We start from the raw sequence: 24,265 nt of genomic DNA, 5'->3' as shown, positions 1-24,265 counted from the left end.
CTCCTGACGCAACACCGAACCGTTCGAGGGTGGATAAACCATGTCCGAAACCGGGAACGCCCGGGTGCCCCTGCCTGCCGCCGACATCACCGACCTGATCGCGGCCCAGGCGGCGCGCACCCCGGACGCCGTCGCCGTGCTCAGCGGCGGGCGGCAGCTGACCCATGCCGAGCTGGACGCCCGGACCAACCGGCTCGCCCGGCTGCTGGTGCGGCACGGGGCCGGTCCCGAGCGGTTCGTCGCGGTGGCGCTGCCCCGCACGGTGGACCAGATGGTCGTGCTGCTCGCCGTGCTCAAGACCGGCGCCGCGTACGTGCCGCTGGACCCGGACTACCCGGCGGACCGGGTCAGCTACATCCTCCAGGAATCCTCGCCCGCAATTCTGTTGACGGATCGTCAGTTCGGGATGCCGGACGCGGGTGCGCCCGTGCTGTACCTCGACGAGGCACTGGCCGCCGCCGAGGAGATGCCCTCCGGTCCGCTGACCGGGAGGAAGCTGCACCCCGCCAACCCGGCGTACGCGATCTACACCTCGGGCTCCACCGGGCGGCCGAAGGGTGTGGTGATCCAGCGCTCCGGGCTGCTCAACCTCCTGCTCGGGATGGCCGAGCTCTTCCCGATGGCCGAGACGGACCGGATGGCCGCCGTCACCACCATCGCCTTCGACATCGCCGAACTGGAGCACTACCTGCCGCTGCTGGCCGGCGCCGGCGTGGTGATCGCGTCGCGCGAGACCGTTCGCGACCCGGCCCGGCTGGCCGAGTTGATCACCGGCACCGGCGTGACCCACCTCCAGGCCACCCCCGCGCTCTTCCAGGCCATGGCCGCCGAACAGCCGGACTCCCTGCGGGGGTTGCAGATGATGGCCGGCGGCGAGGCGCTGTCGCCCGCGCTCGCCGACGCCATGGCCGGGCTCGGCGACCGCGTCACCAACGTCTACGGGCCGACCGAGACCAGCATCTGGTCCACCACTGCCGAGGTGACCGTCGGCGGCGGCCGGCCGGCCATCGGGCGGCCGATCCGCAACACCTGGGTGCGGGTGCTGGACGCCGCGCTGAGGCCCGTCCGCGACGGCGAGACCGGCGAGCTGTACCTCGCGGGCGACGGCCTGGCGCGCGGCTACCTGGGCCGCCCCGGTCTGACCTCCGAGCGCTTCCTCGCGGACCCGTACGGCCCGGCCGGCACGCGGATGTACCGCACCGGCGACCTGGTGCGCCAGGACGCGGACGGCCTGCTGCACTACCTCGGCCGGGTCGACGACCAGGTGAAGATCCGCGGCTTCCGGATCGAGCTCGGCGAGATCGAGTCGGTGCTGGCCCGGCACGAGTCCGTCGCCCAGGCCGCCGTGGTGGCCCGGGAGGACCGGCACGGCGACAAGCTGCTCGTCGCCTATCTGATCCCGGCGGCCGGCGACGAGCTGCCGGAGGAAGCAGAACTGCGTTCGTACATCGGTGAGTTGCTCCCGGACCACATGATTCCGGCGGCGTTCGTCGGGATGGACGCGTTCCCGATCACCCCGAACGGCAAGCTGGACCGCAAGGCCCTGCCCGCGCCCGACTTCGGCGCCGCCCGGACGGCCCGGCGGCCCCGGACGCCGCACGAGGAACTGCTCTGCGCGATGTTCGCGGACCTGCTCGGCGTGCCGGACCTCGGCATCGACGACGACTTCTTCAAGTTCGGCGGGCACTCGCTGCTCGCCACCCGGCTGGTCGGCCGCGTCCGGGCGGCGCTCGGCGTCGAACTCGCCGTCCGTACGGTCTTCGAGGCGCCCACCGTCGTGGCCCTGGCCGCGCGGCTCGCCGACGCGGGCACCGCCCGCCCGGCGGTCGAGGCCCTGGCCGCCCGGCCGGAGCGGGTACCGCTGTCGTACGCGCAGCGGCGGCTCTGGTTCCTGCACCGGCTGGAGGGGCCGAGCGCCACCTACAACCTGCCGTACGCGCTGCGGCTCTCGGGCGCGCTGGACCACGGCGCGCTGGCGCTGGCGCTGGCGGACGTGGTCGGGCGGCACGAGAGCCTGCGGACCGTGTTCCCCGAGGAGGGGGGCGTGCCGTACCAGCGGGTGCTGGAGGGCGTGGCGCCGGAGTTCACGGTCGAGGAGACCGCCGAGGCGGAGCTGACGGGGGCGCTGTCGGCGGCCGCCGGGGTCGGCTTCGCGCTGGAGACCGAAATCCCGGTGCGTGCCCGGCTGTTCGCGATCGGCGAGACCGACCACGTGCTGCTGCTGACCATCCACCACATCGCCGCGGACGGCTGGTCGCTGGCGCCGCTGGGTGCGGACCTCGCGGCGGCGTACGCGGCCCGCCTGAACGGCACGGCCCCGCAGTGGGCGCCGCTGCCCGTCCAGTACGCCGACTTCACCCTCTGGCAGCGCGAGCTGCTCGGTGAGGAGGGCGACCCGGAGAGCGTGATCGCCCGGCAGCTGGAGTTCTGGAAGAGCGAACTGGCGGGCGCCCCCGAGCAGGTGGAACTCCCGACGGACCGGCCGCGTCCGGCGGTGGCGACCTACCGGGGCGGCAACGTGCCGTTCGCCGTGCCGGCCGAGGTGCACCAGGGCCTGCTGGCGCTGGCGCGCACGGAGCGGTCGACGCTGTTCATGGTGGTGCAGGCCGGTCTGGCCGCGCTGCTGAACCGGCTGGGGGCGGGGGAGGACCTGCCGATCGGCGGCGCCGTCGCGGGCCGCTCCGACGAGGCGCTGGACGACCTGGTCGGCTTCTTCGTGAACACGGTGGTGCTGCGGACGGACGCCTCGGGCGACCCGACCTTCCGCGAGCTGCTGGGCCGGGTCCGGGAGTCGGACCTGGCGGCGTTTGCGCACCAGGACGTGCCGTTCGAGCGGCTGGTGGACGCGGTCAGCCCGGACCGTTCGCTGGCCCGGCACCCGCTGTTCCAGGTGATGCTGGTCCTGCAGAACAACCAGCAGGCCCGCTTCGAACTCCCGGGGATCCAGGCCGACCTGGACCGGGTGGACGCGGGCGTGGCGAAGTTCGACCTCGCCTTCGAGCTGACCGAGCGCTCCGGGGGCGGGATCGACGGTCTGGTCGAGTACGCCTGTGACCTCTTCGACCGTGGCACGGTGGAGCGGATCGTCGAGCGGTTCGTGCGGGTGCTGGCGGCCGTGGCGGCGGAGCCGGACCTGCGGATCGGGCAGATCGAGGTGCTGGACGGCGAGGAGCGGCGGCAGGTCGTCGGGGGTGGCTGGAACGCCTCTCCGCGTGAGGTCGCCGGGTCGACGGTGCCGGAGCTGTTCGCGGCCCGGGTGGCGGCGGCGCCGGATGCGCCGGCGCTCGTCACCGAGAGCGGCGAGTTGTCGGCCGCCGAGCTCGATGCCCGGGCGAACCGGCTCGCCCGGTACCTCGTCGGACTCGGCGTCGGTCCGGAGCGGTTCGTCGCCCTCGCTCTGCCGCGCTCGGAGGAGCTGGTCGTCGCCGCGCTGGCGGTGTGGAAGGCCGGCGGCGCGTACCTGCCCGTCGACCCGGCGTACCCGGCCGAGCGGATCGGCTACATGCTGGACGACGCGCAGCCGCTGCTCGTCCTCACCCGCTCCGACGTGGCCGACCGGGTACCGGAGGGCCGTCCGGTCGTCGTGCTGGACGGTCCGGCGGTCGTCGAAGCGGTGGCAGCCCGGTCGGGCGCCGAACTCGACAGCCCCGCGCGACTGTCGAACCCGGCCTACCTGATCTACACCTCCGGTTCGACCGGCCGCCCGAAGGGCGTCGTGGTGTCGCACTCGGGTGTGGCCGGCCTGCTCGCCACACAGGTGGAGCGGTTCGAGGTCGGTCCGGGTTCGCGGGTGTTGCAGTTCGCGTCGCCGAGTTTCGACGCGGCGTTCTGGGAGCTGTGCATGGGCCTGCTCTCCGGTGCGGCGCTGGTCGTCGTGGAGGCCGAGCAGCTGCTGCCGGGCGAGGCCCTGGCGGGCACCCTGGTGGAGTACGGCGTGACGCATGCGACGCTGCCGCCGGTCGTGTTGGCGGCGATGGACGCGGATGCCGGGCTGCTGGCGGGTGGCACGTTGGTGTCGGCCGGTGAGGCGCTGTCGGGCGAGGTGGTGGGCCGCTGGTCGCGGGGCCGTCGTCTGGTGAACGCCTACGGTCCGACGGAGTCGACCGTGTGTGCTTCGATGAGTGGCGCGCTGAGTGGCGGCGAGGCTCCGCCGATCGGTTCTCCCGTGTTCAACTCCCTTCTGTACGTGTTGGATTCGGGGCTGCGTCCGGTGGCTCCCGGTGTGGTCGGCGAGCTGTTCATCGCCGGCCCGAGTCTGGCGCGGGGCTACCTGAACCGCCCCGATCTGTCCGCGCAGCGCTTCGTCGCCGACCCGTACGGCCCGGTCGGTGCCCGGATGTACCGCACCGGCGACCTCGCCCGCTGGGGCGCGGACGGCCAACTCGTGTACGTGGGCCGCGTGGACGAGCAGGTCAAGCTGCGTGGCTTCCGGATCGAGCTCGGTGAGGTGGAAGCGGCGCTGGCCGCGCAGGAGGGTGTCGGCCAGGTGGCCGTCGTCGTGCGCGAGGACCAGCCGGGCGTGCGTCAGCTCGTCGGCTACGTCGTCCCCGCCGCCGGTGCCGAGCTCGACCCGGCCGGACTGCGCATCGGTGTGGGCAGGCTGCTGCCCGACTACATGGTGCCGGCCGCCGTCGTGCCGCTGGGCGAGCTGCCGCTGACCCCGAACGGCAAGCTGGACCGCAAGGCCCTGCCGGCCCCCGACCTGTCCACCGCCTCGAGCGGCACTGCCGCCCGCACCGACCGTGAAGCGGTCCTCTGCGAGCTCTTCGCCGGCCTCCTGGGCCTCGACCGGGTCGGTGTCGACGACAGCTTCTTCGACCTCGGCGGCGACAGCATCGTCTCCATCCAGCTGGTCAGCCGGGCCCGCAAGGCCGGGCTCGTCATCACCCCGCGCCAGGTCTTCGAACACAAGACCGTCGCCGCCCTCGCCGTGATCGCCGACGAGTCGGCGCCGGACGCGGCGGGCCCTGCCATCGAGGACAGCGGGATCGGCCGGATCCCGGCGACCCCGGTGATGCGCTGGCTGCTCGAACGCGGCGGCCCGATCGGCCGGTTCAACCAGTCGATGCTGCTGCACGCCCCGGCCGAGCTGACCGAGGAGCACCTGACCGCCGCCCTCCAGGCCGTGCTGGACCACCACGGCGCGCTGCGCGCCCGGCTGGTCCGCGCAGACGGTCCCACGCTGGACGTCCCGCCGCCCGGCACCGTACGCGCCGCCGAGCTGGTGCGCCGGATCGACCTCACCACCGCCACCACCCCGGACCTGACCGAACTGGTGGCCCGGGAGAGCGAGGAGGCCGCCGACCGGCTGGACCCGGAGCACGGAGCCATGCTCCAGGCGGTCTGGTTCGACGCCGGCCCCGGCAACGCCGGCCGGCTGCTGCTGGTCGTCCACCACCTGGTGGTCGACGGCGTGTCCTGGCGCATCCTGGTGCCGGACCTGGCCGCTGCCTGGGAAGCCGTACGGGAAGGCCGCACGCCCGCCCTCGAGCCGGTGCCGACCTCCTTCCGGACCTGGTCCGAGGGCCTGGCCGAGGCCGCTCTCGACCCCCGCCGGCGGGCTGAACTGTCCCAGTGGGAACGCCAGTTGGACGGGCTCGACCCGCTGATCGGCGACCGCCCGTTCGACCCGGCCCGGGACGTCGTCGCCACCGAGCGCACCCTCACCCGCACCCTGGACACCGGGCTCACCGCCGAGCTGCTGACCAGCGTCCCGGCCGTCTACCACGCGGGCGTCAACGACGTCCTGCTCACCGCCTTCGCGCTCGCCGTCGCCGACCACCGCCGCCGGAGCGGCCGCCGGGGCGACGGCTCGGTGCTGGTCGACCTGGAGGGCCACGGCCGCGAGGACGTGCTCCCCGGTGCCGACGTCTCCCGCACGGTCGGCTGGTTCACCAGCCTGTACCCCGTTCGGCTCGACCCGGTTGTCCGGGACTGGGCCGGGATCTGGGCCGGCGGCGCCCCGGTCGGCCAGGCGCTCAAGCGGGTGAAGGAACAGTTGCGCGCCTTGCCCGACCACGGCCTCGGCCATGGCCTGCTGCGCCACCTGAACCCGGCGACCGGCCCGCAGCTGGCGGTGTTCGGCGAGCCGCAGCTCGGCTTCAACTACCTGGGCCGCTTCCCCGCCGCAGGTCGCGAGCCCTGGACGGCGGCCGCCGAGGCACCGGCGCTCGGCGGCGGCGCCGACCCGGCGATGCCGCTCACCCATGCGCTGGTGCTCAACGCGCTCACCGAGGACCACCCGGACGGCCCCCGGCTGGTGGCCACCTGGTCCTGGCCGGACGGCGCCGTCCCCGAGGCGACCGTGGCCGAACTGGCCGACCTGTGGTTCCGCGCCCTGGCCGTCACCGCCGAGCACGCCCGCACCGCCGGCAGCGGCGGCCACACCCCCTCGGACCTCTCTCTCGTGACCCTGTCCCAGGCCGAGATCGACCTGCTGGAAGCTGACTGGAGGATCTCAAAGTGACGAAGCCCGGCCTGGCGGACGTGCTCCCGCTCTCCCCGCTGCAAGAAGGACTGCTCTTCCACTCGCTCTACGACGAGCGGGCTGCCGACGTGTACACCGTGCAGCTGGTCCTCGACCTGGACGGCCCGCTCGACCCGGCCGCGCTGCGCGCCGCCGCCGACGGCCTGCTGCGCCGCCACCCCAACCTGCGGGCGGCCTTCCGGCACGAGGGCCTGGCCCGTCCCGTCCAGCTGATCCCGCACGAGGTCGAGCTGCCGTGGACCGCGACCGACCTGTCCGGCCACGCCGACGAGGCCGCCCGGCAGGCCGAACTGACCCGTCTGCTGGCTGCCGACCGGGGCCGCCGCTTCGACCTCGCCCGCCCGCCGCTGCTGCGCTTCGCGCTGTACCGGCTCGATGAGCAGCGGCACACCCTGGTGCTGACCAAGCACCACATCCTGGTCGACGGCTGGTCGATGCCGATCCTGGTGCGCGAGCTGTTCGAGCTGTACGGCCGGGGCGGCGACGAGACGGCGCTGCCCGCCGTCACGCCGTACCGCCGGTACCTGGCCTGGCTGGGCGGCCAGGACGCCGCCGGGGCCCGGGAGGCGTGGCGGCAGGCGCTGGCCGGGCTGGAGGAGCCGACCCTGCTGGCCGGCGCCGAGCCCGAGCAGGCCACCCGTACGCCCGAGCACCGGATCGTCGAGCTGTCCGCCGAGTTGACGGCGCAGCTGCGCAGCCAGGCCCGCCGGCACGGGCTGACCCTCAACAGCGTGCTCCAGGGCGCCTGGGCGCTGCTGCTCGCCAAGCTCACCGGCCGCGACGACGTGGTGTTCGGCGCGACCGTCTCCGGCCGTCCGCCGGAGCTCCCGGGTGTCGAGACGATGGTCGGCCTGTTCATCAACACCCTGCCCGTCCGCGCCCGACTCCAGTCCGGTGAACGGCTGGTGGACGCGCTGGCGCGGATGCAGGACCAGCAGGCCGACCTGATGGAGCACCAGCACCTGGGCCTGACCGAGGTGCAGCGCCTCGCCGGGCACGGCCGGCTCTTTGACACCATCGCGGTCTTCGAGAACTACCCGCTCGACCCGCAGTCCCTCCAGCCCGCCGTCGGTGAGCTGCGGCTGGCCGACCTGCAGGCGATCGACGCCACCCACTACCCGCTCGGCGTGATCGCCAGCGTGGTCGAGGGGCGGCTGCAGCTGCGCCTCGACCACCGACCCGAGCTGTTCGACGCCGACGCCGTCCGGCTGATCGGCGAGCGGCTGGTCCGCCTGTTCGAGGCGATCGCCGCCGACCCGACCCAGCCGGTCGGCCGGATCGACCTGCTCGGCCCGGCCGAGCTGCACCGCGTCCTGGTCGAGTGGAACGGCGACGGTGCCGAGGTGGCCCCCGCGACCGTCCCGGAGCTGTTCGCCGCCCAGGCCGCGCGCACTCCCGAGGCCGTCGCCGTCACGCACCGGGACACCGAGCTGACGTACCGGGAGCTGGACGCCCGGGCCAACCGGCTGGCCCATCTGCTGGTCGAACGCGGCGTCGGCCCCGAGGACTTCGTCGCGCTGGCGATGTCCCGCTCGGCGGACCTGGTGGTGGCCGTCCTCGCCGTGCTCAAGGCCGGCGCCGCGTACGTGCCGCTCGACCCCGAGTACCCGGCCGACCGGCTCGCCTACACCCTGGCGGACGCGCAGCCCGCGCTGCTGCTCACCGACGCCGCCACCGACGTGCTGGCCGGCGACACCGCGCGCGTCGTCGTGGACGCCCCGGGCGTGCTCGCCGAACTCGCCGCCCGGCCGGACACCGCCCCGGTGACGGCGCTGCGTCCGGAGCACCCCGCGTACGTCATCTACACCTCGGGCTCCACCGGCCGGCCGAAGGGCGTGGTGATCCCGCACCAGAACGTGGTCCGGCTGTTCGGCGCCACCGAGCGGTTCTTCCACTTCGGCCCGCAGGACGTCTGGACGCTGTTCCACTCCTACGCCTTCGACTTCTCGGTCTGGGAGCTGTGGGGCCCGCTGCTGCACGGCGGCCGGCTCGTCGTCGTCCCGCACTCGGTCAGCCGCTCGCCGGAGGAGTTCCTGCGGCTGCTCGCCGAACAGCGGGTCACCGTCCTCAACCAGACCCCGTCCGCCTTCTACCAGCTGATGCAGGCGGACCGGGAGAACCCCGAGCTGCGCCGCGAACTCGCCCTGAAGTACGTGGTGTTCGGGGGCGAAGCGCTCGACCTGTGGCGATTGGCCGACTGGTACGAGCGGCACGACGACCGTGCTCCCGTGCTGGTCAACATGTACGGCATCACCGAGACCACCGTGCACGTCAGCCACCTGGCGCTGGACGCCCCGAGCGCGGCCGCCGGCCCCGGCAGCATGATCGGCGGCGCCATCCCCGACCTGCGGATCCAGATCCTGGACGGCGGGCTGCGCCCGGTCGCCCCCGGAGTCGCGGGCGAGATCTACGTCGGCGGCGCCGGGCTGGCGCGCGGCTACCTCGGCCGCCCCGGCCTGACCGCCGAGCGCTTCATCGCCGACCCGTACGGCCCTCCCGGCGCGCGGATGTACCGCACCGGCGACGTCGCCCGCTGGACGGAGACCGGCGGACTGGAGTTCGCCGGCCGCGCCGACGACCAGGTGAAGATCCGCGGCTTCCGGATCGAGCTCGGCGAGATCGAGGCCGTGCTGGCCGCTCACCCGGCAGTCGCGCAGAGTGCCGTGCTGGTCCGCGAGGACCGCCCGGGGGACCTGCGGCTGGCCGCCTACCTGGTGCCCGCCGCCGGGCAGGCGCTGGACCTCGGCGCCCTGCGCTCGCACGCCGCCCGGGCGCTGCCCGAGTACATGGTCCCGGCGGCCTTCGTCGGGCTGGAAGCGCTCCCGCTCACCCCGAACGGCAAGCTGGACCGCAAGGCGCTGCCCGCACCCGAGTTCGCCACCGGCGGCGGGGCCGGACGCGGCCCGCGCACCCCGCAGGAGGAGATCCTCACCGGGATCTTCGCCGAGGCGCTGGGCGCGCCCGTGGTCGGTGTCGACGACGACTTCTTCGCCCTCGGCGGGCACTCGCTGCTCGCCACCCGGCTGGTCGGCCGGGTGCGGACGGCGCTCGGCGTCGAGCTGCCGATCCGTACCCTGTTCGAGGCCCCGACCGTCGCCGCGCTGGCCGGCCGGCTCGCCGAGGACGCCGGGCAGGCCCGCCCGGCGCTGCTCCCGGTGGTGCGGCCGGAGCGGGTGCTGCTGTCGTACGCGCAGCGGCGGCTCTGGTTCCTGCACCGGCTGGAGGGACCGAGCGCCACCTACAACATCCCGCTGGCGCTGCGGCTTTCCGGCGCGCTGGACCGGGCCGCGCTGGCGCAGGCGCTGGCGGACGTGGTCGGGCGGCACGAGAGCCTGCGCACGGTGTTCCCCGAGGACGGGGGCGTGCCGTACCAGCAGGTGCTGGAGGGTGCGGCTCCGGAGCTGAGCTTCTCCGAGACCACCGAGGCGCAGCTGGCGCAGGCACTGTCGGAGGCCGCGTCGGTCGGCTTCGCGCTGGAGACGGAGATCCCGGTGCGGGCGCGGCTGTTCACGCTCGGTGGCGAGGAGCACGTCCTGCTGCTGACGGTGCACCACATCGCCGCGGACGGCTGGTCGCTGGCGCCGCTGGGTGCGGACCTCGCGGCGGCGTACGGGGCCCGGGTGCAGGGCGTGGCCCCGCAGTGGGCGCCGCTGCCCGTCCAGTACGCCGACTTCACCCTCTGGCAGCGCGAGCTGCTCGGTGAGGAGGGCGACGCCGACAGCGTCATCGCCCGGCAGCTGGACTTCTGGAAGTCCGAACTCGTCGGCGCCCCCGACCAGCTGGAACTTCCCACCGACCGTCCCCGGCCGGCCGTCGCCAGCCACCGGGGCGGGCTGCACACCTTCGAACTCGACGGCGCGCTCCACGGCGGGCTGCTCTCGATCGCCCGCGAGTCCCGCTCGACGCTGTTCATGGTGATCCAGGCCGGCCTGGCCACGCTGCTGACCCGCCTCGGCGCGGGGGAGGACCTGCCGATCGGCGGCGCCGTCGCGGGCCGCTCCGACGAGGCGCTGGACGACCTGGTCGGCTTCTTCGTCAACACCCTGGTGCTGCGCACCGACACCTCCGGCGACCCGACCTTCCGCGAGCTGCTGGGCCGGGTCCGGGAGTCGGACCTGGCGGCGTTCGCGCACCAGGACGTGCCGTTCGAGCGGCTGGTGGACGCGGTCAGCCCGGACCGCTCGCTGGCCCGGCACCCGCTGTTCCAGGTGATGCTGGTCCTGCAGAACACCGCCACCGCCGAGCTGGGCCTACCCGGTCTGGACGCGCGGCAGGAGACGGTCGGCGTCGGCGCCGCCAAGTTCGACCTCTCGTTCGAGCTGGCCGAGCGCTCCGGGGGCGGGATCGAGGGCCTGGTCGAGTACGCGACCGACCTGTTCGACCACGGTACGGTGGAGCGGATCGTCGAGCGGTTCGTGCGGGTGCTGTCGGCCGTGGCGGCGGAGCCGGACCTGCGGATCGGGCAGATCGAGGTGCTGGACGGCGAGGAGCGGCGGCAGGTCGTCGGGGGTGGCTGGAACGCCTCTCCGCGTGAGGTCGCCGGGTCGACGGTGCCGGAGCTGTTCGCGGCCCGGGTGGCGGCGGCGCCGGATGCGCCGGCGCTCGTCACCGAGAGCGGCGAGTTGTCGGCCGCCGAGCTCGATGCCCGGGCGAACCGGCTCGCCCGGTACCTCGTCGGACTCGGCGTCGGTCCGGAGCGGTTCGTCGCCCTCGCTCTGCCGCGCTCGGAGGAGCTGGTCGTCGCCGCGCTGGCGGTGTGGAAGGCCGGCGGCGCGTACCTGCCCGTCGACCCGGCGTACCCGGCCGAGCGGATCGGCTACATGCTGGACGACGCGCAGCCGCTGCTCGTCCTCACCCGCTCCGACGTGGCCGACCGGGTACCGGAGGGCCGTCCGGTCGTCGTGCTGGACGGTCCGGCGGTCGTCGAAGCGGTGGCAGCCCGGTCGGGCGCCGAACTCGACAGCCCCGCGCGACTGTCGAACCCGGCCTACCTGATCTACACCTCCGGTTCGACCGGCCGCCCCAAGGGTGTCGTGGTCTCGCACTCGGGTGTCGCGAGCCTGCTCGCCACCCAGGTCGAGCGCTTCGAGGTAGGCGACGGCTCGCGCGTCCTGCAGTTCGCCTCGCCGAGCTTCGACGCGGCCTTCTGGGAGCTGTGCATGGGCCTGCTCTCGGGTGCGGCCCTGGTCGTCGTCCCCGCCGAGCGGCTCGCCGCCGGCGAGGAACTGGCCGGAACGCTCGCGGAGTTCGGCGTCACCCACGCGACGATCCCGCCCGTGGTCCTCGCCGCGATGGAGCCCGAGGCGCGGCTGCTGCCCGGCGGCACGCTGGTCTCCGCCGGTGAGGCCCTGTCCGGCGAGGTCGTCGGCCGCTGGTCGCCCGGCCGCCGGCTGGTGAACGCCTACGGCCCGACCGAGTCCACCGTCTGCGCCTCGATGAGCGGCGCCCTCGGCGGAGCCGTCGCACCGCCGATCGGCACGCCGGTGTTCAACTCCCGTCTGTACGTGCTGGACCCGGCGCTGCGCCCGGTGGCGCCCGGCGTGGTCGGCGAGCTGTTCATCGCCGGTCCGAGCCTGGCCCGCGGCTACCTGAACCGGCCCGACCTGTCCGCCCAGCGCTTCGTCGCCGACCCGTACGGCCCGGCCGGTGCCCGGATGTACCGCACCGGCGACCTCGCCCGCTGGGGCGCGGACGGCCAACTCGTGTACGTCGGCCGCGCCGACGACCAGGTGAAGGTGCGCGGCTTCCGGATCGAGCTGGGAGAGGTCGAGGCCGCCCTCGCCGCCCAGGAGGGCGTCGGCCAGGTGGCCGTCCTGGTCCGCGAGGACCAGCCCGGTGTGCGCCAGCTCGTCGGCTACGTCGTCCCGAGCGAGGGCGCCGCGCCCGTACCCGCCGAACTGCGCTCGCGCGTCGGCGAGTCGCTGCCCGACTACATGGTCCCCGCGGCCGTCGTCGTGCTGGACGCCCTCCCGCAGACCCCGAACGGCAAGCTGGACCGCAAGGCCCTGCGCGCCCCGGACCTGTCCACCGCCACCACCGGCGGCGAGGCCCGCAGCGACCGCGAGGCGACCCTCGCGGAGCTGTTCGCCGGACTCCTCGGCCTGGAGAAGGTCGGCGTCCACGACAGCTTCTTCGACCTGGGCGGCGACAGCATCGTCTCCATCCAGCTGGTCAGCCGCGCCCGCAAGGCCGGCCTGGTGATCACCCCGCGCCAGGTCTTCGAACGCAAGACCGTCGCCGCCCTCGCCGCCGTCGCGGGCAGCCTCGACCAGGTGGTCAGCGACGGCCCGGACGACGGCATCGGCGAGGTGCCGCTCACCCCGACCGTGCACTGGCTGCGCGAACGCGGCGGCCCGATCGGCCGGTTCAACCAGTCGACCCTGCTGCACGCCCCGGCCGAGCTGACCGAGGAGCACCTGACTGCCGCCCTCCAGACCGTGCTGGACCACCACGACGCGCTGCGCCTGCGGTTGATCCGCGACACCGGCCAGTGGCGCCTGACCGTCCCCGAGCGCGGCGCCGTCGACGCGGCCGGCTGCGTCCGGCGGGTCGACACGAGCGGCCTGGACGCGGACGCGCTGCGCGCCCTGACCTCCACCGAGAGCGAGGCCGCCTGGGCCCGGATCTCCCCGGACGACGGCGCCATGCTCCAGGCGGTCTGGTTCGACGCCGGCCCCGGCAACACCGGCCGACTGCTGCTGGTCGCCCACCACCTGGTGATCGACAACGTCTCCTGGCAGGTCCTGGTCCCCGACCTGGCCGCCGCCTGCGCGGCGCGCGTCGCCGGCCGGGAGCCGCAGCTGCAGCCCACCGGCACCTCCCTGCGCCGCTGGGCCGAGCACCTGGTCGAGCTCGCCCACAAGCCCGAGCGGGTCGCCGAACTCGCCCTGTGGGAGGAGATGCTGGACATCCCGGACGCCCTGCTCGGCGACCGCCCGCTGGACCCGGGCCAGGACGTGCTGGGCACCATGCGCTTCCTCACCCGGACCGAGCCCGCCGAGCACGTCACCCCGCTGCTCACCACGCTGCCCGCCGCCTACCACGCCGGCGTCAACGACGTGCTGCTGACCGCGCTCGCCCTGGCCGCCGCCGACTGGCGGGCGGCCCGGGGAGAGGAGGACGAGACCGCCGTCCTGGTCGACCTGGAGGGTCACGGCCGAGAGGACGTCGTCCCGGGCGTGGACCTGTCCCGCACGGTCGGCTGGTTCACCAGCCTGCACCCGGTGCGGCTGGACGTCGACGGCGTCGACCGCGCGCAGGTCGCGGACGGCGGCCCGGGCGTCGGCCAGGCGCTGAAGCTGGTCAAGGAGCAGCTGCGAGCCCTGCCCGACCACGGTCTCGGCTACGGGCTGCTGCGCCACCTCAACCACGACACCCGGGACTCGCTGGCCGAACTCCTCGGCCCGCAGATCAGTTTCAACTACCTCGGCCGCACCCCGGCGGCCGCCGGTGCCACCGTCGAGCCGTGGACCCCGGTGGCCGAGGAGGGCATGGTCGGCGGCGCCGACCTGTCCGGCGGCCGGCCCGAGCCGGAGACGCCGATGACGCACGCGCTCGCCGTCAACGCGCTCACCGAGGACCACCCGGACGGGCCGCGACTGCTGCTCGTCTGGTCCTGGCCGCAGACCCTGCTGCGCGAACAGGACGTGGCCGAACTGGCCGACTGCTTCAGCCGGGCCGTGCGCGCCCTGGCCGCACACGCCGAACGCCCCGAGAGCGGCGGCTTCACCCCGTCCGATCTCTCCCTGGTCTCGCTGAGCCAGGACGAACTGGACGGTTTCGCGGCGGAGTTCGACCAGGACTTCACCGACGAGCTGGACGAGGACGAGGTCGAGGACGACTTCGAGGACGAATGGGAGACCGCAAAGTGACCGAGTCCGGCGTGCAGAACCCCGGCACCAACACCCGCCGGAGCACCGGCGCGAAGAAGTCCGCCGTCGAGGACATCCTCCCGCTCTCCCCGCTCCAGGAGGGCATGCTCTTCCAGGCCCTCTACGACCAGGACGGCCCCGACCTCTACGTCCACCAGCTGCTGCTGGACCTCCAGGGCCCGCTGGACACCCGCGCCCTGCGCCTGGCCGCCCGCACCCTGCTGGAGCGGCACGCCAACCTGCGGGTCGGCTTCCGCAGCGACAAGGTGAGCAAGCCCGTCCAGCTGGTGCACCGCAAGGTCGCCGTGCCGTGGGAGCAGATCGACCTCAGCGCCCTGGACCCGCAGCGCCAGGAGGCCGAGCTGGCCCGGCTCGCCGACGAGGACCAGGCCCGCCCGTTCGACCTCACCCACCCGCCGCTGATGCGCTTCACCGTCCTGCGGCTGGCTCCCGAGCGGTTCCGGCTGATGCTGACCAAGCACCACATCCTGATGGACGGCTGGTCGGTGCCGGTGCTGATCCGGGAGCTGTTCGAGCTGTACGGCAGCCGGGGCGACGCCTCGGTGCTGGCCCCGGTCACGCCGTACCGCGACTACCTTGCCTGGCTGGCCGACCAGGACGCCGACGCCGCCGAGCGGGCCTGGCGCATCGCGCTGGCCGAGATCGACGAGCCGACCCTGGTCGCGCCCGCCACCCGCGGCCGCGCCATGGTGCGCCCCGGCTGGCTGCGCCACCAGGTGCCCACCGAGGTCGCCACCGGCCTGCAGGCGCTCGCCCGCAGCCACGGCCTCACCCTCAACACCGTCGTCCAGGGCGCCTGGGGCCTGCTGCTGAGTGTGCTGACCGGCCGCGAGGACGTGGTGTTCGGCGCGATCGTCTCCGGCCGCCCGCCGGAGATCCCCGAGGTCGACACCATGGTCGGCCTGTTCATCAACACCCTGCCGGTGCGGGTCCGGCTGCGGGCCGGCGACTCCCTGCTGGGCGCGCTCACCCGGCTGCAGGCTGAGCAGAGCGAACTGCTCGCCCACCAGCACGTCAGCCTCACCGACGTGCAGCAACTCGCCGGGCACGGCGAGCTGTTCGACACCACGCTGGTGTACCAGAACTACCCGGTGGACCCGACCACCGAGCACCTCGAGGTGGCCGGCGTCCGGTTCTCCGGCGTGGACGGCCGCGACGGCGCGCACTACCCGCTGAACCTGGCCGCCGGCCTGATGGGCGAGGACCTGCACCTGCGGCTGTGCTACGCCCCCGACCTGTTCGGCGAGGACGAGGCGCAGGCCGTGCTCGACCGGCTGCTGCGGCTGCTGGCCGCCATCGCCGCCGACCCGGAGCAGCCGATCGGCCGGCTCGACGTGCTCTCCGCCGGGGAGCGCCGCCGGCTGCTGACCGACTGGAACGACAGCGGCCGCGAGGTGGCTCCGGCCACCCTGCCCGAGCTGTTCCAGGCCCGTGCCGCCGCCGACCCGGACGCGCCCGCGCTGCTGTTCGGGGACACCGTGGTCTCGTACGGCGAGCTCAACGAACGCGCCAACCGGCTGGCCCACCACCTGATCGCGGCCGGGGTCGGCCCGGAGCAGTTCGTCGCCGTCGCGGTGCCCCGATCGGTGGAGCTGATCGTCGCCCTGTGGGCCGTCGCCAAGGCCGGCGCCGCCTACCTGCCGCTCGACCCGCAGTACCCGGCCGACCGGCTGGCCTTCATGCTCGCCGACGCCCGTCCGGTGCTCGGTCTCGCCACCGCCGCCACCGCCGAACTGCTCGGCGCGGCCGGCGCCGAGGTGCCGAGCGTCGTCCTGGACGACCCGGCCACCCTCGCCGCCCTGGCCGCTCGCCCGGCGAGCGACCCGACCGACGCCGACCGCATCGCCCCGCTGCACCTGGCCAACCCGGTGTACGTCATCTACACCTCCGGCTCCACCGGCCGCCCCAAGGGCGTCGTCGTCCCGCACCGGGGCCTGGCCAGCCTGGTCACCACCCAGGCCGAGGCCGTCCAGGCCGGGCCTGGCAGCCGGGTGCTGCAGTTCGCCTCGGTCAGCTTCGACGCCGGTTTCTGGGACATCTCGATGGGCCTGCTCTCCGGCGCTGCCCTCGTCCTCGGCAGCGCCGACGACGTGCTGCCCGGCGAGCCGCTGGCCGAGCTCGTCCGCCGGCACGCCGTCACCCACGCCACCCTGCCGCCGGTCGCGCTCGCCGCGCTGCCGGCCGGTGACGAGGTGCTGGCCGGCGCCACCCTGGTCTCCACCGGCGACGCCTGCACCCCCGAACTGGTCGCGCGCTGGTCGCCCGGCCGCCGACTGCTCAACGGCTACGGCCCCACCGAGACCACCGTCGGCGCCACCATGAGCACCGCCCTCACCCCCGGCGGCACCCCGCCGATCGGCCGTCCGTTCGCCAACTCCCGGGTGTACGTGCTCGACCGCGCACTGCGTCCGGTGCCGCCCGGCGTGGCCGGCGAGATGTACATCGCCGGCGAGGGTCTGGCCCGCGGCTACCTCAAGCGCCCCGGCCTGACCGCCGAGCGCTTCGTCGCCGACCCGTACGGCCCGCCCGGCGCCCGGCTCTACCGCTCCGGCGACCTCGGCCGCTGGCGCGCCGACGGGCAGCTGGAGTTCGCCGGCCGCGCCGACGACCAGGTGAAGGTCCGGGGCTTCCGGATCGAGCTCGGCGAGATCGAGTCCGTCCTCGGCCTGCACGCCGCGGTCGGTCACGCCGCCGTGGTCGTGCGCGAGGACGAGCCCGGCGACAAGCGCGTCGTCGCCTACCTGGTGGCCGCCGAGCGGCAGACCGTCGCCGTGGACGAGCTGCGGGAGTACCTGGGCGCCAAGCTGCCGGAGTTCATGGTCCCGTCCGCCTTCGTGGTGCTCGACGAGTTCCCGCTGATGCCCAACGGCAAGGTCGACCGCAAGGCCCTGCCCGCCCCCGAACTCGCCGGCGAGCCCGCCGGCCGCGAGCCGCAGGGCCCGGAGGAGGAGGCGCTGTCGGCGCTCTTCTGCGAGATCCTCGGCCTGCCCTCGGTCGGCGTCGACCAGAGCTTCTTCGAGCTCGGCGGGCACTCGCTGCTCGCCACCCGGCTGGTCAGCCGGGTCCGCTCCGACCTCCGCGTCGAACTCCCCATCCGCGCCCTGTTCGAGGCGCCCAGCGTGGCCGCGCTCGCCGAGCGGGTCGCCGCGGCCGGTGGCGCCCGGGCCGCGCTGAAGGCGGGCCCCCGGCCCGAGGCCGTCCCGCTCTCCTTCGCCCAGCGCCGGCTCTGGTTCCTCAACCGGATGCAGGTCTCGGACGCCACCTACAACGTCCCGCTGGCCGTCCGGCTGCACGGCGCCCTCGACCGCGCCGCGCTGGAGGCCGCCCTCGGCGATCTCACCGCGCGGCACGAGAGCCTGCGCACCGTCTTCCCCGACCGGGACGGCGAACCGCGCCAGCACGTCCTCGACGCGGCCGCCGCCAGGCCCGCGCTGGCCGTCACCGCCACCACCGAGGACGGCCTGGAGGCCGCGATTCAGCGCTCCGCCGGCCGCGGCTTCGACCTCTCCGTCGACCAGCCGCTGCGCGCCGAGCTGTTCGAGCTCGCCCCCGAGCAGCACGTGCTGCTGCTCACCGTCCACCACATCGCCACCGACGGCTGGTCGATCGCCCCGCTCGCCCGCGACCTCTCCACCGCCTACGCGGCCCGCGGCAACGGCGAGGCCCCCCGGTTCCGGCCGCTGCCCGTCCAGTACGCCGACTACGCGCTCTGGCAGCGCCGCGCCCTCGGCAGCGAGGACGACCCGAAGAGCCAGGCCGCCAAGCAGCTCGCACACTGGCGCCAGGCCCTGGACGGCCTGCCCGACCAGCTGCGGCTGCCCACCGACCGGCCCCGCCCGGCGGTCGCCGCCCACCGCGGCGACGGCGTGGCCTTCCGGCTCGACGCCAGGCTGCACGCCCGCCTCGCCGGGCTCGCCCGGGACGGCCGGGCCAGCATGTTCATGGTCCTGCAGGCCGGCCTCGCCGCCCTGCTCAGCGCCCACGGCGCCGGAGACGACCTGCCGATCGGCACCCCGATCGCCGGGCGCACCGACGACGCCCTGGACGACCTGGTCGGCTTCTTCGTCAACACCCTGGTGCTGCGCACCGACACCTCGGGCGACCCGACCTTCCGCCAGCTGATCGACCGGGTCCGGGACACCGACCTCGCCGCCTACGCCCACCAGGACCTGCCGTTCGAGCGGCTGGTCGAGGTGCTCAACCCGCGCCGTTCGCTCGCCCGGCACCCGCTGTTCCAGGTGATGCTGACCGTCCACAACAACACCGAGGCCACGCTCGACCTGGCCGGGCTGCGCGCCGAGCCGTACACGCCCGCCGAGCAGGGCGCCAAGTTCGACCTCGCCGCCCACCTCGGCGAGCGCTTCGACGCCGCGACCGGGGCCCCGGCCGGCATCGACGGCGTCCTGCAGTACGACACCGAGCTGTTCGACCGTGCCACCGCCGAGCGGCTCACCGAGCGGCTGGCTCGGCTGCTCACTGCCGCCGCCGAGGCCCCGGACCGGCCGATCGGCGGGATCGACCTGCTCGGCCCGGACGAGCGCCGGCAGCTGCTCACCGAGTGGAGCGGCGCCGAACGGCCCGTTCCGGTGGTGCCCGTCCCGGAACTGTTCCAGGCCCAGGTCGCCCGCACTCCCGGGGCCACCGCCCTGGTGGCCGGCGCCGACGTGCTCGACTACGTCGAGCTGAACGCCCGCGCCAACCGGCTCGCCCGGGTGCTCGTCGCGCGCGGCGCCGCCCCCGGCACCCTGGTCGCGCTCGCCCTGCCGCGCAGCGCCGACCTGGTCGTCGCCCTGCTCGGGGTGCTCAAGAGCGGCGCCGGCTACCTGCCGCTCGACCCGAACCATCCGGCCGAGCGCACCCGCCAGGTGCTCGCCGACGCCATGCCCAAGCTGCTCCTGACCGACCGCGAGGGCTTCGAACTGTCGGACGGCATCGAGGTGTTGCTGCTCGACGAGCTCCGCGGGCCGGCGGCTGCCCAGTCGGCCGTCGACCTCACCGACGCGGACCGCAGCGCGCCGCTCGACCCCGGCCACCCGGCCTACGTCATCTTCACCTCCGGATCCACCGGCCGGCCCAAGGGCGTCGTGGTCGAGCACCGCTCGGTCGCCGACTACCTCGGCTGGGCCGCCACCGCCTACCCGGCCGCCGCCGGCGCCGCCCTGCTGCACTCGCCGGTCACCTTCGACCTGACCGTCACCGCGCTCTACACCCCGTTGGTCACCGGCGGCACCGTCCACCTGGCCCCGCTCACCGAGGACGCCGCCACCGAGGCGGCCCTGGCCGACGAGCCGGTCACCTTCCTCAAGGCGACCCCCAGCCACCTGCCGCTGCTCGCCGAACTGCCCGACGCGTTCTCGCCCACCGGCGAACTGCTGCTCGGCGGCGAGGCCCTGCACGGCGAGGCCGTCCGAGCCTGGCGCGAGCGCCACCCGCAGGCCACCGTGGTCAACGTCTACGGACCGACCGAGGCCACCGTCAACTGCACCGAGCACCGGATCGAGCCCGGGCAGCCGCTGCCGGCCGGCCCCGTCCCGATCGGCCGCCCCTTCCCCAACACCCGCGCCTACGTGCTGGACGCCACGCTGCGCCCGGTGCCGCCCGGCGTGCCCGGCGAGCTGTACATTGCCGGGGCGAGCCTGGCCCGCGGCTACCTGGGCCGCCCCGCCCTGACCGCCGAGCGCTTCACCGCCGACCCGTACGGCCCGGCCGGCGCCCGGATGTACCGCACCGGCGACCTCGCCCGCTGGACGGCGGACGGCCGGCTGGTTCACCTCGGCCGGGCCGACGACCAGGTCAAGCTGCGCGGCCACCGGATCGAACTCGGCGAGATCGAGGCCGTGCTGGCCGGCCACCCGGACGTGGCCCGGGCGGCCGCCGTGCTGCGCGAGGACACGTCCCGCTCCGCCGAGGACGCCCCGACCGGCGACCAGCGGCTGGTCGCCTACGCGGTGCCCGCCGAGGGCGCCGAGGTCGAACCCGCCCAGCTGCGCGCCCACCTGGCCGCCCTGCTGCCGGACTACATGGTCCCGGCCGCCGTGGTCGTGCTCGACCGGCTGCCGCTCAGCAGCCACGGCAAGATCGACCGATCCGCCCTGCCCGCACCGGAGTTCGGCCCCGCCGCCGCCGGCCGCGCCCCGCGCGACGAGCGCGAGCGGCAGCTGCTCGCCCTGTTCGCCGAAGTGCTCGGCGTCACCGGGCTCGGCATCGACGACAACTTCTTCGACCTCGGCGGGCACTCCCTGCTGATCACCCGCCTGGCCGGGCGGATCCGCGAGACCCTGGGCGCCGAACTGACCATCCGCAGCCTGTTCGAGGCGCCCACCGTCGCCCGGCTCGCCGAACGGCTGGCCGACCGCGCCACCGGGGACCGCTTCGACGACACGCTCGACGTGCTGCTGCCGCTGCGCGCCGGCGGCAGCCGGCCTCCGCTGTTCTGTGTCCACCCCGGCCTCGGCATCGGCTGGGTCTACTCCGGCCTCGCCCGCAGCCTGGACGACCGCCCGCTGTACGCCCTGCAGGCCCGCGGCCTGCGCGGCGACGACGACCGGCTCCCGGCGAGCGTCGAGGAGATGGCCGAGGAGTACCTGGCGCGGATCCGGGCCGTCCAGCCCGAGGGGCCGTACCACCTGCTCGGCTGGTCCTTCGGCGGCGTGGTGGCCCAGGCGATCGCTGCCGGGCTGGAAGCAGCCGGCGAGCGGGTCGCGTTGCTCACCCTGCTGGACGCCTACCCGCACGGCAGGGAGCACGTCGAGCACGACGGCGCCGCGTTCCGCCGCGAACTGGTAGGCCTGACCGGATCCCCGGCGCCGGAGGGCGAGCTGAGCCACGCGCAGGCCGCCGAACTGCTGGGCGCGAGTGCACTGCCCGGCATCGAGGCCCGGCACGTCGCGGCGATCGAGCGGGTCGCGGCGAACAACGGCCGACTGGCCGACGCGGTGCGCCCCGCCGTCTTCCGGGGGGACGTCCTGTACTTCTTCGCCACTGAGGGCCGGGACGCGGACGCGCCCGCCGTCGAGTCCTGGCAGCCTTACCTGACGGGGGAGTTCGAACTGGTCGAGGTCGCCTGCCCGCACGAAGCGATGACCGCGCCCGGCCCGCTCGCCGCGATCGGCCGCACGCTCGCCGCGCGGCTGCGCCGCAGCAGCCACTGAACCTTCCGACGAACGACAGGAGTTGAGGCATGGAGACAGCGATCAGGGCGGCCGGCCTGCGCAAGCGGTACGGTGACCACCAGGCGCTGAACGGGGTGGACCTGTGTGTCCCGGCCGGCACCGTGCTCGGCGTGCTCGGCCCGAACGGTGCGGGCAAGACCACCACCGTACGGATCCTGGCCACCTTGCTGGACGCGGACGAGGGCACCGCCGAGGTGGCCGGCTACGACGTCCGCACCCAGCGCCGGGACGTCCAGCGCAGCATCGGCCTGACCGGCCAGTACGCTGCCGTGGACGAGCAGTTGACCGGCCGGGAGAACCTGCGGATGGTCGGCATGCTGCAGCGCCTGGACCGGCGCGCGGCCGGCCGGCGGGCCGTCGAACTGCTGGAGCGCTTCGACCTGGGCGAGGCCGCCGACCGGCGGGCCGGCACCTACTCCGGCGGCATGCGCCGCCGGCTCGACCTGGCCGCCAGCCTGGTGGCCGACCCGGCGGTGCTCTTCCTGGACGAGCCCACCACCGGCCTGGACCCGGCCAGCCGGCTCGCCCTGTGGGCGATGATCCGCGAGCAGGTGGCGGCCGGCGTCACCATCCTGCTCACCACCCAGTACCTGGAGGAGGCCGACCAACTGGCCGACCGGATCGTGGTGGTGGACTCCGGGCAGGTCATCGCCGAGGGCACCTCGGACGAGCTGAAGCGCCGGGTCGGCGGCGAGCGGCTGGAGGTGCGCCCGGTGGACCCGGCGCAGCTGCCGGCTGTCACCGAGGTGCTGGCCGCGCTGCCGGGCTCCGTCCCGGCGCTCTCCGAGGACGGGCGCTTCGTGTCCGCCCGGCTCACCGCCGCGAACTCCGGTCTGGCAACCGCCGCCGCCGAGTTGGAGCGGCGCGGGATCGAGGTGGTGGACTTCGCGCTGCGCCGGCCCTCGCTGGACGAGGTGTTCCTCACCCTCACCGGCCAGGGCGGCCGGCCCGCCGCTGAGCCGAACGAGCCCACGGAACTCACGGAACTCACGGAACTCAAGGAACTCAAGGAACGGAGCCTGGCATGACCGGCGTACTCGTCGAGGGCACGGTCTGCGTCGAGCGGCACCTGCGGCACCTGATCCGGATGCCCGGCAAGCTGGTCAGCGCGATCCTGCTGCCGATGGTCTTCGCGCTGCTGTTCGGCGTGCTGTTCGGCAGCGTGATCGACGTCCCGGGCGGCGGCTACCATGAGTTCATCATGGCCGGGATCTTCACCCAGGGCGTGATGTCGGCGGTGCCCAACACGGCGGTCGGCACCGTCGAGGACCTGCGCAACGGCCTGACCGACCGGTTCCGCTCGCTGCCGATGTCCGGCGCGGCGGTGCTGATCGGCCGCACGGTCGGGGACACCGCGCTGCGTGCTCTGAGCTGCCTGGCGATGGCGGTGGTCGGACTGCTGATCGGCTGGCGCACCCACACCGGCGTCCTGTCGGTGCTGGCCGGCTTCGGCCTGCTGCTGCTGTTCGGTTTCGTGATGGCCTGGGTCGGCGCGCTGATCGGCCTGTCGACCGGCAACGCCGAGACCGCTTCGGGGGTGCCCTCGGTGCTGCTGATGCCGGTGATGTTCCTGTCCAGTGCCTTCATCCCGCTCACCGGGCTGCCGCACTGGCTGGCCGTGGCGGCCGAGTGGAACCCGCTGAGCGCGGTGGTCGGCGGCTGCCGCGACCTGTGGGGCAACCCGCAGGCCACCGCTTCCGGCTCCTTCCCGGTGCAGCACCCGGTGCTGCTGAGCCTGCTGTGGATGGCCGTGCTGTTCGCCCTGGTGGCACCGCTGGCAGTGCGCAAGTACCGCACTGCCGCAGCCCGTTGAACGACTCCTGAGACCCGAGTGAGACCTAGGAACGTCCGATGACCGAGATGATGACCGAACCGACGGCCGGCCTGGAGCGGGGCCCGGCGGATGGGCCCGAGGCCCCGATCAGCTACGGCGGCTATCTGGAGGTGCCGGGCCTGCTGGAACTGCAGCGCCCGCGCACCGAGGCCCACGACGAACTGCTCTTCATCGTCACCCACCAGACCTTCGAGCTCTGGTTCGCCTGCGCGCTGCGCGAGTTGGAGCGGGCGCGGGATCTGATCCAGCAGGGCCGCACCGGCCCGGCCCGATGGTGCCTGCGCCGGATGCGCGAGATGGTCCGGCTCTGGGTCGTCCAGATGGACGTGCTGGGCACCATGACCCCCGAGGGCTTCAACGAGTTCCGTGGCGTGCTGGGCGAGTCCAGCGGCTTCCAGTCGGTGCAGTTCCGCGAGCTGGAGATGATCTGCGGCCTGCGCGAGCGCCGCTACCTGACGCTGCCGGGCTCCACCGCCGCCGAGTGCGAGAGACTGAACCGGCGCTTCGAGGAGCCCTCGCTGCGCGACGCCTTCACCGCGCTGCTGGAGCGCAACGGGCTCGACGCCGAGGCGCTGTTCGTCCCCGGCCTGGCCCCGGACGAGCTGCGCGAGCTGGCCGAGGACCTGCTGGAGTTCGACGCGGCCTTCCACCAGTGGCGCTACCGGCACTGGCTGTTGGTGGTCCGCGCGCTCAGCTCGCGGCCGGGCACCGGCGGCAGCGCGGGCGCGGAGTTCCTGCGCCGGACGCTGGACCAGTGGTTCTTCCCCGAGCTGCACGAGGCCCGCACCGGAGTGTCCGACGTCCGCAAGGACACCGCCGCCGAGCCGGCCGGCCCCGGCTGCCCGCTCGGCCACGGCACCGCCACCGCCTGAGCACCACC

Annotated in this window: 6 protein-coding genes; all 6 read left to right on the top strand. The window is 74.4% G+C overall.

What is annotated here, in order from left to right:
* The first annotated feature begins 40 nt into the window (after nucleotides 1–40).
* Genes AB0O11_RS08555 through AB0O11_RS08530 form a run of 6 tightly spaced genes read left to right on the top strand, consistent with a single transcriptional unit; the run spans nucleotide 41 to nucleotide 24,257 of the window.
* Nucleotides 41–6,466, top strand: coding sequence for an amino acid adenylation domain-containing protein (locus AB0O11_RS08555; protein ID WP_363383321.1), 6,426 nt, complete (start codon nucleotides 41–43; stop codon nucleotides 6,464–6,466).
* A complete protein-coding gene (locus AB0O11_RS08550; protein WP_363383320.1) occupies nucleotides 6,463–14,358 on the top strand; it encodes an amino acid adenylation domain-containing protein in 7,896 nt (2,631 codons plus the stop codon). Before AB0O11_RS08555 ends, AB0O11_RS08550 begins: the two co-directional genes overlap by 4 nt.
* On the top strand, nucleotides 14,340–21,530 hold the full coding sequence (locus AB0O11_RS08545) for an amino acid adenylation domain-containing protein (RefSeq protein ID WP_363383319.1): 7,191 nt from the start codon (nucleotides 14,340–14,342) through the stop codon (nucleotides 21,528–21,530). Before AB0O11_RS08550 ends, AB0O11_RS08545 begins: the two co-directional genes overlap by 19 nt.
* A gap of 29 nt (nucleotides 21,531–21,559) precedes the next feature.
* Nucleotides 21,560–22,579 (top strand): ATP-binding cassette domain-containing protein, encoded by a 1,020-nt coding sequence (locus AB0O11_RS08540; protein ID WP_363383317.1) that lies wholly within the window; start codon nucleotides 21,560–21,562, stop codon nucleotides 22,577–22,579.
* Nucleotides 22,576–23,364 carry an ABC transporter permease gene (locus AB0O11_RS08535; RefSeq protein WP_363383315.1) on the top strand — a complete coding sequence of 263 codons (789 nt, stop codon included), beginning with the start codon at nucleotides 22,576–22,578 and terminating at the stop codon, nucleotides 23,362–23,364. Before AB0O11_RS08540 ends, AB0O11_RS08535 begins: the two co-directional genes overlap by 4 nt.
* A gap of 38 nt (nucleotides 23,365–23,402) precedes the next feature.
* Nucleotides 23,403–24,257 (top strand): tryptophan 2,3-dioxygenase family protein, encoded by an 855-nt coding sequence (locus AB0O11_RS08530; protein ID WP_363383314.1) that lies wholly within the window; start codon nucleotides 23,403–23,405, stop codon nucleotides 24,255–24,257.
* Nucleotides 24,258–24,265: the final 8 nt, after the last annotated feature.

Origin of the sequence: Kitasatospora sp. NPDC093102 (assembly GCF_040683915.1) — a bacterium.
Taxonomy (GTDB): Bacteria; Actinomycetota; Actinomycetes; order Streptomycetales; family Streptomycetaceae; genus Kitasatospora.
This window is presented reverse-complemented; position numbering and strand designations above follow the sequence as displayed.